The following is a 15109-nucleotide window of genomic DNA, read 5'->3' as shown; positions in this document are numbered from 1 at the left end:
ATTGTTCTTTTATGAACGAATATGATATATAATGATTTTGTTAATGTTCGTGAAAAAATAAATAAAACCTAAAATTCAACAAAAAACGCGTTATTTTTTATTTTAAAATCGAATAAATAGTTATCTTTAAAAAGTAATATTCGTATTGTGATTTTAGGTTGAATAAAAACAAAGGGGTTGTAATATGGGAAATCTTGATAATAAGTGGATGCGTGCTGTACTTCCAGCGTTGTTGATTCACTGTAGTATTGGTACAGTTTACTGTTGGTCATTGTTTAAGGCAGATATTGCTACTTATATTGGGAGCTCTGTTAGTGAAGTGGAATGGGCCTTTAGCTTAGCCATTTTTGTCCTTGGAATGTCTGCGGCATTTGGTGGAAAGCTTGTTGAAAAGGACATTCATAAGTCGTCACTCATTGCGGCATTATTTTTTGTCGTTGGGATGGCGGGCACGGGTTTCTTTATTTATCAAAAGTCATTGATTGGAATCTATGTTTCTTATGGAATTGTGATGGGGATTGGACTTGGTATCGGCTATCTAACACCCGTCAAAACTTTAATGCTTTGGTTTGAGAAGCAAAAAGGGTTAGCGACAGGTCTTGCTGTTGCAGGCTTTGGTTTAGCGAAGGTCATTGCAAGTCCATTAATGGAAAAACTACTCGGAGAACGAAATAATGAGGGAATTTTAGTAAATGCCGAGAATATCTATACCATGTTTTATATTTTAGCAGGTATCTATTTAGTGATGATGGTGATTGGACATTTGCTTCTAAAGAAACCAGCTGGTCATGAAGAAGAAAGTGTACAAGCCCAAAGCTTTAGCTATCGAAAGGTGTTAACAAATAGAACATTTATCGGTATTTGGCTTATGTTCTATATTAATATTTCATGTGGACTAGCCTTAATTTCACAAGAAAAAGGTATCTTGGCATTCATTGGATTTGGAGCGATCGGTTTAGTTAGCTCGTTAACAGCTGTATTCAATGCAGGGGGACGAATCGCTTTCTCCTCATGGGCTGACCGATTAAAGGATCGGAATTCAATTTATAAATTAATATTCATTTTATCTATTTCAGCTATAGTATTAACCGTTGTGTTTGATGGAATCAATAATTCTATCGCGATCCTTATTATCGCCTTACTTTGTATCGTAAATGCAGGTTATGGCGGCGGATTTTCATCATTACCGCCACTGTTATCAGACCGCTTTGGTTTAGACAGTGTTTCGACTGTACACGGACTAGCATTATCAGCCTGGGCCGTGGCAGGACTGACAGGTAATCAGCTGAGTGCATTTATTCTTGAAACAACACAATCCTATAACATGGTGTTATATGTCATTATGGCCTTATTTGCGGTTGCAACGTTAATTAGTATATTCGTTGTTAAACCTGATAAAGTATACCTAGAAAGTGCAGAATCCAATAAGGATGAACAAATAGCAGTAGGATAAATGAGCCAAACCCGTCCCCGTGGTTTGAGTCACGGAGACGGGTCCCACGGTTCTCCATCAAAAAAGGGCAAAGGATATTATCCTTTGCCCTTGCTTATTTTCTATTACGAATTTGCTTCTACTAATTTTTTCTCTTTAAATTCCTCTTTTACCGCCTCTAATACATCACTATTCGTCGCAAGCTGTAGGGCAGTTAAAGCCAATGCCTTAGCTCCTTTGATAAGGGCTTCATCGCCTCTTTCAGATGCAGCTGCTTCTCGGAACGGGACCGTATGAGGTACAAGCTCATCTGCTCCAATTTTTAAGTAAGGATGGATGGTTGGAACGACGTGGCTGATGTTACCTGCGTCTGTTGAGCCAATGCCTTTGTCGCCATCAATAATCACTTCGCCAAGCTCTTCAATCACTTCTTTAAAAATAGCATCATAGCGGCTGTTTAACACGAGATTATCTACTTCATTTTGGAAAGCAATAATATTAAGCTTAGCACCTGTAGCGAGTGCTGCGCCTTCCGCAATAGCTTTTACACGACGAGTGACTTCGTTTAAGTGGGTTCTAGTAGCGGCACGAATATAAAATCTTGCTTTTGCATACTCAGGAATAATATTGGGTGCATCACCGCCATGTGTAATAATTCCGTGGATTCGCACATCATCTGTCATTTGCTGTCTTAGTGCATTGATTCCGTTAAATAGCTGGATCACAGCATCAAGTGCATTAATGCCTTCATGTGGAGAGGCCGCCGCGTGTGCAGGCTTACCGATATACTCAAAATCAAGCGGGTCAACCGCTAATGAAGATGAGGTTAACCGAGTTTCTCCAAGTGGGTGAATCATCATCGCTGCATCAATGCCTTCGACAAGACCATGCTTGACGAAGCTTCCTTTTGCACTTCCATTTGGGCCGCCTTCCTCAGCAGGTGTACCGAAGACAACCGCTTCACCGCCTGTTTCCTCTATTACCTGGCTAAAAGCAATCGCTGCCGCAACGCTTGTAGTTCCAATAATATTATGCCCGCAAGCATGTCCAAGTCCAGGAAGTGCGTCATATTCTGCTAAAAAGGCAATGGATGGACCTGGTTTAGCCGACTTTTTCCTTGCGACAAAAGCTGTTTCATGACCGGCAACCCCTTTTTCTACAGTAAATCCTGCATCTTCAAGAATCTTGGTTAATAGGGAAGAAGCAAAGAACTCCTCATTTCCGATTTCAGGGTTTGCATGAATTTCGTGACTTGTTGAAAGATAAAGGACTTTTTGGCTTTCTACATGCTCAATAATTTTTTCTTTTAAAGCTGCTGCTGATAGAGTAGTCAATTGTTTCTCCTCGTTTCTTATGTAATTTTAGGACAAGGCGCAGTAATGAAGATTACTGCGCCTTGTGAGTAGGGTCGTTAGCTATTACCAGCCGATTTTTTCTAAAGGAACGAATGTTGGAATTTGATTTCCTTTATATTCTTTTTCAATAAATTTCTTTGTATCTTCTGATTGATAAAGCTCAGCGACTTTCTTTAATGTTTCATTATCTTTGTCTTCTGCTCTTACTGCAATGATATTGATATATGGTGTTGCTGTTTCGTTTTCATGCATCATTGAATCCTCTGTTGGGCTGAAGCCGGCATCAACGGCTACTCCATTGTTGATAACAGATGCCGCAACATCAGGAAGAACACGTGGTGTTTGAGCCGCAACGACCGGTTCAATTTTAAGATTCTTTGGATTCTCTTTGATTACTTCTAATGAGCCAAGGCCGTTAAAATCTTCTGGAAGTTTAATAAGTCCTGCTTCTTGAAGTAAAAGAAGGGCTCTTCCCATATTTGATTCATCGTTCGGTACTGCAATGGTGCTTCCATCAGGAATTTCTGAAACATCCTTATATTTTTCAGAGTAGATCGCCATTGGGGCAATGATGGTTGTTGCAATTGGTACAAGGTCAAGCTTTTGATCCTTAATAAATTCGTCAAAATAAGCGACTGTTTGGAACGAGTTTGCATCTAATTCACCTTCAGCAAGTGCTGTGTTTGGTAAAACATAATCACTGAATGTGACAACTTCAATTTCAATGCCTTCTTTTTTCGCTTTTTCAGCAACATGATCCCAAACGCGGGTATCTGTTCCGCTTACGCCGATTTTGATATGCTTTGTTTCGCCTTCAGCGTCTTTTGCATCTCCAGATTTCCCTGAACAAGCAACACTGAAAAGTGCGAGTGTGATAAGAATAAGAGATAATAATAATTTCTTCATGTTAGTTTCCTCCTAGTTTATCTTCTTCTAATTTTTTTTGATAAAAGGTTACCAAGTGATTGGAGACCTTGAACAATAATGATAAGAATAGCAACGGTAATGATCATGGTGATTGTATCAAAACGCTGGTAGCCGTAAGTAATAGCTAAATCACCAATCCCTCCGCCGCCAACTGCTCCAGCCATGGCAGATGCGCCGACAAGTCCAATCGTCGCAATTGTGAAGGCAAGAACAAGTGAGCTTAACGCTTCTGGAACAAGAAATTTGAAAATCGTTTGAAACGGTGTGGCACCCATCGCTTCTGCAGCTTCAAGGACACCTTTATCGACCTCAAGCAGTGAATTTTCTACTAATCTTGCAATATAAGGCCCTGCATAAAAGACGAGCGGGACAACCGCTGCCGCAGTACCGATAGAGGTTCCGACAATCAATCTTGTCAGTGGAATAATGGCCACCATTAGAATGATAAATGGAACAGAACGGAAAATATTAATAATCGCGTTTAACACATTGAACACTGGCAGGTTCTCAAGTAAATGTCCTTTACGTGTCACTACAAGTAAAACACCTAGAGGCAGCCCGAGAAGTGCCGAGAACAATAGAGAGAAGGCAACCATTTGAATCGTTTCAATTAACGCTTCAATGATTTGGGAGTTATTAACTAGCATGTGAGATCACTTCCTTTACGCTGATTTCTTTCTCTTTGATGTATGCTAGCGCCCGTTGTATTTCGTTTTGTTTTCCTTGAAACTCAACAACTAAATTCCCAAATGGTACTCCCTGTAGCTCTGTGATATTTCCAAACAGTACATTGAAATGAATATCAAACTTTTTTGCAAGTTCTGAGAGCAATGGCTGTCCAGTAGAATTGCCTTTAAAATTAATTTTGTATACCTTTTGCAGACCGTCGTGTTCCTCAAGTGCCTTTTTTATCGAATCTGGAAGCTCATCATGCATAACGGTGCTGACAAAGTTCTTCGCTGTTTCTGTTTCTGGTGAAGAAAAGACATCGAATACAGTGCCTTCTTCAATGATTTTTCCAGCCTCCATGACCGCGACACGATCACAAATTTGTCTAATCACAGACATTTCATGTGTAATCATGAGGATCGTTATATTATAGTCCTGGTTGATTTTTTTCAAAAGCTGCAGGATGGAATTCGTTGTTTGCGGGTCCAATGCGGATGTTGCTTCATCACAAAGAAGGATGGATGGCTGTGTCGCTAATGCCCTTGCAATCCCAATTCGCTGTTTTTGTCCGCCAGAAAGCTGATCAGGGTAAAAATCTGCTTTGTCTGCTAACCCGACAAATTCCAAAAGCTCCGATACCCTTTGTCGGATTTTATCCTTTGGAACCTTTGCTAACGTGAGCGGCATGGCAACATTGGCAAAAACAGTTTTTGAGTTTAATAGATTAAAATGCTGGAAGATCATTCCGATGTTTTTCTTCACGTCACGGATTTCTTTCGTGGATAAAGAGGTCAAATCATGGCCATCTACAATAACTTTTCCGGAGGTAGGACGTTCAAGAAAGTTAACGCAGCGGATTAGTGAACTTTTGCCCGCGCCGCTAAATCCAATGACTCCATAGATTTCCCCTTTATTAATTTTTAAATTTATTCCATCTAATGCTTTAACAGGGTTGTCCCCGCTATGATAGATCTTCGAAAGGTCCTGGAATTCAATCATGCTGTTTTTCCCCTTTGCTGTCTTGGTATGGTTCAAAATAAAAAATCCTCTTCTCATAAAATAAGAAGAGGGTTGAATGAATAACGAAACAAAGCTCTTCTTATCTTCCAAGCGATTCGCTTGCTGGATTTGGCACAGTCCCAAAAATGGATCCGCTGCCGAGGTTTCATTGGGCCAGTTCCCTCTACCTCTCGAGATAAGAAAAATATTAAATTGATATAGTAATAAAATAAGAAAATACAAGATTAATCAGTACAATCAAATAAAAACAAATAATGATAATAGGCAAATTTATCTGACTTTTCTCAGCGTGATAAATCTTAGGTATTCATAATTATTATTCTTTAAAAAATATATTAGAATATTTTATACTATACAGATAGTGAAAATAAATGTCAATATTATTTATTTAGTAGGTCCACGGGACCCGCCCCCGTGGCTCTAACTGTAATACATTTCATCCTTCTGATAAATTCCAATTAAAGCCGGGGAAGAATATAAGTTCTTTTTTAACTCTCGAAAACTCACAAACTCATTTCCTCTTACAATCGAAAAATCAAGTAAATATTCATGGCAGTTTCGCGGGATGACGTTCAAGCTATGCTTTACAAAACAAGCTGCCTGATCGGGGTTCTTTGCGTAGACGAAGACAAACTCATTGCTGGAGATTCTTAAAGAGTACACTTTTTCAACCGAGATACAAAGATAATTCTGATCTGTCCATTCTCCTACCAGCTCGGTGTCCACCTGAATGTGGTGAAGCACGGTATGATCATCGTTTGGTGAAACGAGTCCCTCCCGCAGCAGGTAATAGAGGGAATGGGCCGTAAACGAATAGTTATTTTGAACAGCCATTTCAAACAATTCTTTGATTGTCGACATCATTGATCTCTCCTATATTCTCAATGAATGTGCCGTATATGTGGTGTGATTCTTATCAACTTAGGAAATAGAATCTGATGGATGGGCAGGATCGGTAATGTTTTCTGCACTGGTTAATATCGTCTTTTTAGGATGATGATGATTGGTCTTATTATACATATGCTTCAACACATGCCATAAATTAATAGACGACGGTGAAAGCGGAGTTAATACCAGACAGATATAAAAAGAAGACATTATTTTTACATAATTCATGTAGGGATTCATAAAGAAGCAGCTGGAGGAGAATAAATAAGAGATAGGGATTTTTTTAAAAAGTAAAAGAGGAAACCCATAGTTGAGTTTCCTCTATTTTTTATGAAGTAATAGATTGATTTAGCAAAAAGGTAATACGTATAGTTCAAGAACACAAATAATGAAAAAATATCCACATCAGATAACAGGTGCTGCAGCTTGTTTTTTAAGGAATTCAATGGCAGCATCAACGTCTTCCGTAAAATAAAGAGTTTCATTAAAATTAAAAATGGCTTTCGTTTCGGCCTCCTGATAGTCAGTAAAAGAAAGCATGCCAAATCGTTTCTTCCATTTGTGTTTCTTTTCCAGCAGTTTCATTTCTCTTTCAATATTCTCCTGAATAATCTCATTTATGATTAAACAAGGAGAAGAAAAATCTGGCTGGTAAAAACGTCTGTAAAGAATTTGCAATAGTGCTGGGTCGCACTCATCCTTAACAAAGCCTGATACAATCCCGACATTATCAACAGAATTCAATATCTTATCCGCAATTCTGTCGTGTTCGTCAGCATCAATCCTACCCCTAGACAAAATGCCAACGCAGTACCAAGCTCTCTCCATTTCCTCATTATTCTCTTTCTTTTTAAAAAACAAGACTGCCATCCCCTTTATCAAGATATACGCTAGTCTGAATAATCATTTAATTTAAATATATCACTTAACCCATATAAATTACACGAGTAATTTCAAATAGAGACACGGGGACGGGTTCCTTGGATTCTCGAGAACAAGCATTTGATAATGGTAGAAAACTTAGAGGATAGTATGGGAGCTATTCTCTTTTAATTGGGTTAAATGATTTGGAGTAGGTAAACTGGAGCTTTAGGCCCAAGTACCCTGTCTTGAATGTGTCTTTTATCATTTACATTGAGTAATGGAGCGATTAAAATTAATAGTTAGCAGAATTTATTATAGTGAAATAGTAGCAAATAGGATAAAAACCTAGTATCTAAGGGTTTGTTTTTAGGACCTATCAGCTAGCGTTTTTTCAATATATATTGATATTCCTAGTTTACGACAAAATGAGAGGGGGAGGGATGACGTTCCAGCAATGCCGCATGTTTCGTTTTAATAAAGAACCTTTTGCAAAGTTTTACAATCGTTAATCTTTTTAATAGATGGCTATGATACATATCCTAATAGGAGAACCCTGATTTTTTCAAAAGTAAAGATAATATTATTTCAAGAAAAGGTGTATTCAATGAAACTTAATTCCTTCATGAAAAAATTTAATCCAACAATTAAAATGAAGCTTTTCACGATTTCGATTCTGCTGCTTACGATTCCGATGATTATCCTCGGCGTGGTTAGCTATCAAAAAAGTGCTTCTAGTCTTGATGAGCTTGGTGAGACAAATCTAAAAAATAGTGTAGAGATGACGTTAGCATTTATCGATGCTGTTAATAAAGATGTGGAGGCCGGTGCCCTCTCTTTAAATGATGCTCAGGAACAGGTAAAAGAGTACATGTTGGGGAAACGAGCGGAAGATGGTACAAGGCCAATTAATGAAAATATTGATTTGGGGAAAAATGGATATTTATTTGTCCTGGATGAACAAGGGAATGAAATCGCACACCCGTATCGAGAAGGAGAAAATATCTGGGATAAAGAAGACCCTAATGGAGTGAAGTTTGCGCAAGAAATTATAAAAACGGGAAAGAATGGGGGAGGGTTTGTATACTATGAATTTCCTCTGCCAAATGATCAGGAACAGATTGCAAAAAAAGTAACCTATGTCAAGATTGATCCACATTGGGGCTGGGTTATTAATGCAAGTACTTTTATGATGGATTTCAATCAGCCAGCTAATGATATCATTCAGTTAAACTTGATTGTCATGGGAATTACTTTGGTTATTGGAATCGTGATTATTTGGCTGTTTGCTAACCATATTTCCTGGCCAATCAGTCAAGTAACCGAACGTATGAATCTGCTTTCAAAGGGTGATCTGTCGCAGGAAGCTGTCCAGATTAAAACAAATGATGAAACAAAACGGCTCGCAGATGCGATGAATGACATGCAGGCTAGGTTAAAGGAAATGATGATCAAGATTGCAAATGCATCTGATATGATGACGAGTCAAAGTGAAGAATTAACGCAATCATCTAATGAAGTGACAACGGGTTCTGAACAGGTGGCTGTGACGATGCAGGAATTAGCTGCGGGTTCGGAGATGCAGGCAAGCCGATCAGGTGAATTGTCAATGGTCATGGGGGAATTTACCGAAAAGGTTCAAGAAACAAATCAAAATGTCGGATTAATCCAGCTTGCATCAAATGAAGTATTGGGAATGACGAATGAAGGAAAGCAATTGATGGATTCCTCTACCAAGCAAATGACTAAGATTGATTCAATTGTCAAAGAGGCGGTCGAAAAGGTAAAAGAGTTAAATTCTCAATCAAAGGAAATTTCCAAATTGGTTGATGTGATTCATGCTGTGGCAGACCAAACGAACCTGCTTGCCTTGAATGCAGCGATTGAAGCGGCTAGAGCAGGCGAGCATGGAAAAGGATTCTCTGTTGTTGCAACGGAGGTTAGAAAGCTCGCTGAACAAGTATCTATTTCTGTTACGGATATTACAGGGATTGTCAATCATATTCAAGGTGAACTCCATCTTGTAACCGAATCCTTAAACGAAGGATACAAAGAGGTTGAGAAGGGTTCAAAGGAAATAAAAACGACGGATGATACCTTTAATGTGATCAGTACCTTTGTAACGGAAATGGCAAGCAGTATTAATACAATAACGGGAAATCTATCTGCCATTACTTCCAAATCTCAAGAGATGAATCAATCGATTCAAGAAATTGCCGCAACGGCTGAGGAATCGGCTGCCGGCATTGAACAAACCTCTGCCTCTTCTCAACAAACAAGCAGCTCGATGGAAGAAGTGGCCAAACGATCAAATGATCTCGCCCGTGTCGCAGAAGAGCTAAACGAATTAGTACGCCAATTTAAAATATAAAAGTGAGCCACGGGGACGGCTACCTTGGTCCGACCTATATTCACATTCATAATCACAATAAAAAAGGAAAGCTCTGCTAGGATTTTATTCAATCACAGAGCTTTCCTTTTTATTCAGCAGAACCCGTCCCCGTGGTTCTTTTTCATTTCCACTATAAAAGCAGATCCTTCTCCCTCTTCGCTGGTTACAGTTATTTGCCCTCCGTGTAATCTAATGATGGTGGCAGCAATGGATAGTCCGAGTCCTGTGCCTTCAATCGTTCTGGTACGTGCTGGATCTGCCCGGTAAAAGCGGTCAAAAATCCTTTCTATTTCTGTATGCTTCAGCCCTATACCTGTATCTTCAAACGTGATGAGGACGGATTCTTTCCTTTCTTGTATCGAGATTTCGATGCTTCCATTTGGTTTATTATATTTAATGGCATTCGATAAAAGGTTATCCCAGACAGTATTTAATAGGGAAGGGTCGCCCATTATTTCTGTATCAGGTAAGGTGTAGCTAAGCATGAGACCTTTTTCGCTAATTACCCACTGATAGTTTCGAATCAATTCCTTTAGTTGCTGACCTATGTTGAAGGGTCTTTTTTTCAACATATCCTCATTTCGATCTAAAGAGGCTAGAAGTAATAATTGTTTTGTTAATGTAGAAAGTCTTCTAATTTCGCTATTAATGATTGAAATGTATTGTGCTCTTTCTTCTGGACCTATCGATTCATTTTCCAATAGGTTCGTATATCCCTTAATATTAGATAAAGGGGACTGAATATCATGGGAAATATTCGAGATGAATTCCTTGCGCATCTCTTCCGTTTGTCCCAGCTTTTGAGCCATTTTCGAAAAACTTCGTGCTAGATTTCCAAGCTCATCCTGGCGGGGAATATTCAGTTTTACATGATAATTGCCGTTTGCAAGAGACTGGGTTGCATTGGTTAAGTGTGTGATCGGTTTTACTAAATATTTTGTACTGAAAAGAACCATCACAATGCTCAATGTAATCGATAAGATCAGAATCCATCCGAATAAAAAATGCATTTCGTTAAAAAGTAGTTTAATATCCGGTCGAATGAAAAGAGCATAGGTTTTCCCATTATGCTTTAATGGAACTCCAATCGTATTCTGCAGTTCGTTAGCAAAAAATCCTGTCACAAATGTTCTCTTCGGAAACTGTAGGATTCCATGATGTACAGTTCCGTTTAATACCTTCTCTTTTGTGTAAGCAGAAAGATTGCTGTCTCTGAAGGGTGCACCATAAAACGCTTCATTCCCTGATTGGTCAATTGAATATATTTGATAGCCCATTGCAGCTGTGTTTTCTAAATAATCCTTTAACATAATACTTGGATGTTCCTTAGCAAATGCAGCAATAGACAAGGCAATCTCTGTGTTTTTTTGATCGTTAAGAGGCTTTATTTTTTGCTGATAATAAGCATTAGATACTAGAAAGGCAAGAATACTGCTTATGATCATGATGCCAATCGTAATGACGACAAATTTTACATAAAGGGATTTCATCAGTGTTTGGCCTCCAATGAATAGCCAACTCCGCGCACAGTTTTAATTTGGAAATCATCTGTTACTTTTGAAAAACGCTCACGTATTCTTTTGATATGAACATCTACTGTTCTCTCATCCCCTTCATAATCTAAACCCCAAATCTGTTCAATTAAGTGATCTCTAGTAAAGACCTGCATCGGATTCGAGAATAAATAGGATAAAAGTTCAAATTCCTTTAACGGTAAAAGAAAGGTTCGATCCCCCATCTTCACTTCATAGCTTTTTTTATTAATTGTTGTACTACCAATCCGGACAAGGGATCCATCAGATTCATGATCATAGCGCCGCAACAACGCCTTAATTCGAAAGCTTAACTCCTTAGGTTCAAAGGGCTTGACTAAATAATCATCTGTTCCGGCTTGAAATCCTTGCTCCTTATCCTCGATTTGGTTTTTGGCAGTTAATAGAATGACGGGAATATCATACTGCTTTCTTATCTCCTTCGTTAAAGAATAGCCATCCATAAAAGGCATCATCACATCCACTACAGCTAAATCACACACCTCAGTACTAAGAGTCTGCAACGCTTCAATTCCGTTTTTTGCTTGAAATACATGATAGCCTTCTTCGGTTAAATGGATGGAAACTAGTTTTAAAATATGAATATCATCATCAACAACTAGAATGTTCGACATACGTTTAATCTCCTGTGAAAGAATTGACTTTTAGCTTATCATAACCTGTCCATCGCTCATTTTAATAATATGATCAGCATATGACAGCATATCTTCGTCATGGGTAACCATGAGTGTAGTAAGATTTAGAGACTTCGTTAAATCCCGGATTAATGTCATTACATCCTTCGACCGTTTAGAATCCAAGCTTGCCGTTGGTTCATCTGCAAAAAGAACTTTAGGTTTATGGATAATGGCACGGGCGATGGCGACTCGCTGTTTTTCTCCCCCGGATAAAGAAGCTGGATAGGCATGTTTCCGGTGCTCCATTCCAACTAATGATAGTATTTTGTCAATTTCCTTTTTTTGCTCCTGCTTCTTCATTTTTGATTCAGATACATCCAGCATCAGCGTTAGTTGCTCTTCTACGGTGAGAAAAGGAACGAGATGGGCAAATTGAAAGACAAAGCCAAATTTATATGCCCGTATCCTTCGAATTTGCTCAGAGCTCATAGACGTCATATTTTTTCCCTCAAAGATCACTTGACCGTCTGAAGCGGGTTGGAGCCCGGCAGCGATTGTAAGAAGTGTGCTTTTACCAGAGCCTGAAGCACCTACTAGTGCGGTTATCTCCCCTTCATTAAGAGATAGGTTCACTCCTTTTAATATCTCCTCCTTCACTTCACCATTTGTAAATGACTTTCTAATTTCATCTATTGTAAAAATGGTCATGTTACATCTCTCCTTGTTGTATCGCTTGTAAGGGTTCGACTTTTTTGATCTGTAAGCCTGAGAGAGTAGCTCCCAAAAATCCAATTACCAGAAATACGATTGACAATTGAACAGTTGTTTCAAAGGTCAAATGGAATGGCATTCCTTTAGGTGCTATCATGTGAAAGGATTGACTGAGCACAATCGAGATACCCAGCGAAATCACTGTAATGAGTAACATCTGTGTCCACATCATTTTGAACAATGTACTTGTTTTGACGCCGATTGCTTTAAGAATACCGTAAAGACCCAATTTTTGAACGTTCATCATGTAAAAAAAGATGGCAAACAGCATCCCACTTATGACCACTAAAAACCAAACAATCATCGAAAGTGACATTTGTTCTGCTTTGTAACTCGCAATGGTATTGAGAAACTCGTTTTTCGAGAAAAATTGTAAACCAGCGTAAGACTGATCTGAATCCTCTCCAGGCACAAAAATTAATTGCATTTTATCTGTCCGGTACATTTCCTTGTAATCCTCTATGCCAATATAGGCTACAGGGGCATGGCTGAATTTATTCTGGTCAACAAAACCTTTTACAGTGAATGTGCCGCTGAATTGATTATTTAATAAAGTATCTCCTACTTTTATACCGTTTTCCTTTAGTGAACGATCGAGAATAATTTCTCCTTTATTGACCTTTGGAAACAATGGGGAAGGAGTCGATGTCACAAATGCAACGCTGAGCTGATTGTTTTCACGATTAGTTAAAAGTCCCATTTGGATCGATAATGCTGTAGCATCCTGTTGATTTTTTAATATTTGATCCTGTGTATGGTTATCTATGCTTGATAGATTATAGGTTTCATTAGCTTCTTTTGTCATATAAAACTGTCCGTCTGGTAAATCCTTAATTAATGCTGCATTGTCCTGTGATAATCCATTCGCCAAACCAGATATCATAAATGTTAATAAACTAACGAGAAATACAATGGAGCCTAAAATCAAAAACCTGCCCTTATTCTTCTTTATTTCTTTCCAAGCAATATTCATCATCATACCTCCAAACTCATTTTGACATCCTTAGTGTATAATCGGTATATGTACAGAAGATGAACAGGAAATTACAAATAGCGGGATGCGGTCCCGTGAGCGTAAATCTAAGAAGGTAGGAATCGGTAATGTTTAGAATCGGTATTGTTGGCCCGAGTTTGTCAGTAAATCGAATTCTTGAGATGGCAAAAGAAATGGAACAAGAGATGGAGTTTATCCCCTTGGCCTATAATGAAACAAGTGAAATAAAGGAAATTATCTTGAGTTATGATCAGCGAGTGGATTTTTGGCTTTTTTCGGGAAATATCCCCTATACGATTGCAAAAAAACTGCTCCCGTCAGATGAAAATCTAGTGTATATCTTTTCTACGGAATCGAGCATTTATAAAGGACTCATGGAGCTCTCTTATTCCCAAGGGAAATTATTAAATCAGGCTAGTATTGATATGTTTCAGTCCAATCATAATGCAGAAGGAGAAGGCGTGGAGCACTTGAAAATGACCATAAAGGACCTTTATGTGAAGACCTTCGATGCAGAGATTGACCCTAATGAATTGTTTCGTTTCCATTATGATTTATGGAAGCAACAAAAGACAGAAGGTGCTTTAACCTGTTACCCAACTGTCAATCAGGCCCTTCAAGAAGCGGGTGTTCCAGCCTATTGGATGTCACCCACTCGGATTGAAATCTTTCAAACGATTCGAATCTTTTTTGAAAAAATCAAGACATCATACTATAAAGAGACTCAAATCGGTGTTGTCATGATTGAAGTGATAGATTTTGACCATATTCAAGAGAAGCTGAAAAAACCTTATCAAATTCATTATTTAGAGCTTCGACTCAAAGAACTGCTCATTCAGCTATGCGAAAATTTAGGTGGGTCGCTTTTTGAACAAGGAAACGGAAGATATACGATTTTCAGCTCTAGAGGGGTCATTGAAAGAGAAATTCAGAGCATCCAGGAGAAAATTGAAAGCTTGTCAATCGAATCAAACACTGCTGTTGCAGCAGGGATTGGGTATGGGCAAACACTTTATTTTTCAGAAATGAATGCTCATCGTGCACTTCGTCAATCGAAGGAAAAGGAAGCAAAGAAGATTACGATTATTCAGGATGATGGGACGATGATTGAGTCAGTCGGACAGGAAGAGGAACTCACTTATGTCTATCGAACGGATGATAAAGAATTTTTGGAGAAACTAAATAAAGGAAATATAAGTGTTAAAACGTATAAGAAAATTGAGGCATTAATTCGAAGAATGGGTTGGAATGGATTCACAACGAAGGATTTAGCCATCAACCTACAGATGAGTGAACGGTATGCCCAAAAGATTGTAGCAGATTTGTGTAAAGTGAATTTGGCAGACTATATCGGTGAGGAGTCACCACATACTCGAGGAAGGCCAATAAAAGTATATAAGTTGAAATAAGCATTTGATTATACAATGCTTATTTTTTTTGCCTATTAAGCTATATATAACCGATTGGACAATGTTGCCTATTTTTTCCAATATTCTCAATCATTCAAAAAACTATTGATATGATTGAGAATATTACGTAATATTTAATTAACGAATAATTCGTTAATAGTTCGTTAAGTTATATAAATTCTATGTAAATGCATGAAAGATAGAGAGCTAGCTTTAACAGC

General features: G+C 38.3%; 14 protein-coding genes and 1 riboswitch. Of the genes, 3 read left to right on the top strand and 11 right to left on the bottom strand.

Features of this window, described 5'->3' with window-relative positions:
• Positions 1-184: 184 nt before the first annotated feature.
• On the top strand, positions 185-1453 hold the full coding sequence (locus ACHUFV_RS13225) for an OFA family MFS transporter (RefSeq protein ID WP_394234835.1): 1269 nt from the start codon (positions 185-187) through the stop codon (positions 1451-1453).
• Positions 1454-1557: 104 nt separating this feature from the next.
• Here ACHUFV_RS13225 and ACHUFV_RS13220 read toward each other — a convergent pair whose 3' ends face one another.
• The 7 genes from ACHUFV_RS13220 to ACHUFV_RS13190 form a co-directional block, all read right to left on the bottom strand.
• Positions 1558-2766: a M20 family metallopeptidase gene (locus ACHUFV_RS13220; protein WP_394234833.1), complete on the bottom strand. Its 1209-nt coding sequence runs from the start codon at positions 2764-2766 to the stop codon at positions 1558-1560.
• A gap of 84 nt (positions 2767-2850) precedes the next feature.
• On the bottom strand, positions 2851-3693 hold the full coding sequence (locus ACHUFV_RS13215; protein ID WP_394234831.1) for a MetQ/NlpA family ABC transporter substrate-binding protein: 843 nt from the start codon (positions 3691-3693) through the stop codon (positions 2851-2853).
• Positions 3694-3710: 17 nt separating this feature from the next.
• Positions 3711-4361, bottom strand: a complete 651-nt coding sequence (locus ACHUFV_RS13210) for a methionine ABC transporter permease (protein WP_394234829.1) — start codon at positions 4359-4361, stop codon at positions 3711-3713.
• Entirely contained in the window at positions 4351-5382 is a 1032-nt protein-coding gene (locus tag ACHUFV_RS13205; protein WP_394234827.1) for a methionine ABC transporter ATP-binding protein, read from the bottom strand. Before ACHUFV_RS13205 ends, ACHUFV_RS13210 begins: the two co-directional genes overlap by 11 nt.
• A gap of 97 nt (positions 5383-5479) precedes the next feature.
• Positions 5480-5585: riboswitch (SAM riboswitch) on the bottom strand.
• A 238-nt stretch (positions 5586-5823) separates the two neighbouring features.
• The gene (locus tag ACHUFV_RS13200) at positions 5824-6264 is read right to left on the bottom strand and encodes a hypothetical protein (protein ID WP_394234825.1); all 441 of its coding nucleotides are present in this window, start codon (positions 6262-6264) and stop codon (positions 5824-5826) included.
• Between the two features lie 60 nt (positions 6265-6324).
• Complete coding sequence (locus ACHUFV_RS13195) at positions 6325-6501, bottom strand: hypothetical protein (protein WP_394234823.1); 177 nt, start codon at positions 6499-6501, stop codon at positions 6325-6327.
• Positions 6502-6696: 195 nt separating this feature from the next.
• A complete protein-coding gene (locus tag ACHUFV_RS13190; protein WP_394234821.1) occupies positions 6697-7152 on the bottom strand; it encodes a hypothetical protein in 456 nt (151 codons plus the stop codon).
• Between the two features lie 625 nt (positions 7153-7777).
• Between ACHUFV_RS13190 and ACHUFV_RS13185 the strand changes: the two genes are divergently transcribed.
• Entirely contained in the window at positions 7778-9523 is a 1746-nt protein-coding gene (locus tag ACHUFV_RS13185; protein ID WP_394234819.1) for a methyl-accepting chemotaxis protein, read from the top strand.
• Positions 9524-9636: 113 nt separating this feature from the next.
• Here the strand turns inward: ACHUFV_RS13185 and ACHUFV_RS13180 are convergent, their stop codons facing one another.
• The 4 genes from ACHUFV_RS13180 to ACHUFV_RS13165 are packed head-to-tail and all read right to left on the bottom strand — an operon-like array spanning position 9637 to position 13458.
• Complete coding sequence (locus ACHUFV_RS13180; protein ID WP_394234817.1) at positions 9637-11034, bottom strand: sensor histidine kinase; 1398 nt, start codon at positions 11032-11034, stop codon at positions 9637-9639.
• The gene (locus ACHUFV_RS13175; RefSeq protein ID WP_394234815.1) at positions 11034-11711 is read right to left on the bottom strand and encodes a response regulator transcription factor; all 678 of its coding nucleotides are present in this window, start codon (positions 11709-11711) and stop codon (positions 11034-11036) included. Before ACHUFV_RS13175 ends, ACHUFV_RS13180 begins: the two co-directional genes overlap by 1 nt.
• 30 nt (positions 11712-11741) lie before the next feature.
• The gene (locus ACHUFV_RS13170; RefSeq protein WP_394234813.1) at positions 11742-12422 is read right to left on the bottom strand and encodes an ABC transporter ATP-binding protein; all 681 of its coding nucleotides are present in this window, start codon (positions 12420-12422) and stop codon (positions 11742-11744) included.
• A 1-nt stretch (position 12423) separates the two neighbouring features.
• Positions 12424-13458: an ABC transporter permease gene (locus ACHUFV_RS13165; RefSeq protein WP_394234811.1), complete on the bottom strand. Its 1035-nt coding sequence runs from the start codon at positions 13456-13458 to the stop codon at positions 12424-12426.
• A 128-nt stretch (positions 13459-13586) separates the two neighbouring features.
• Between ACHUFV_RS13165 and ACHUFV_RS13160 the strand changes: the two genes are divergently transcribed.
• A complete protein-coding gene (locus ACHUFV_RS13160; RefSeq protein WP_394234810.1) occupies positions 13587-14888 on the top strand; it encodes a hypothetical protein in 1302 nt (433 codons plus the stop codon).
• Positions 14889-15109 lie beyond the last annotated feature (221 nt).

The sequence above is a fragment of the Niallia oryzisoli genome, assembly GCF_043641075.1.
GTDB classification, from domain to species: domain Bacteria; phylum Bacillota; class Bacilli; order Bacillales; family Cytobacillaceae; genus Bacillus_BD; species Bacillus_BD oryzisoli_A.
The sequence above is the reverse complement of the archived record's forward strand: the minus strand, read 5'-3'. Positions and strand labels throughout refer to the sequence as shown.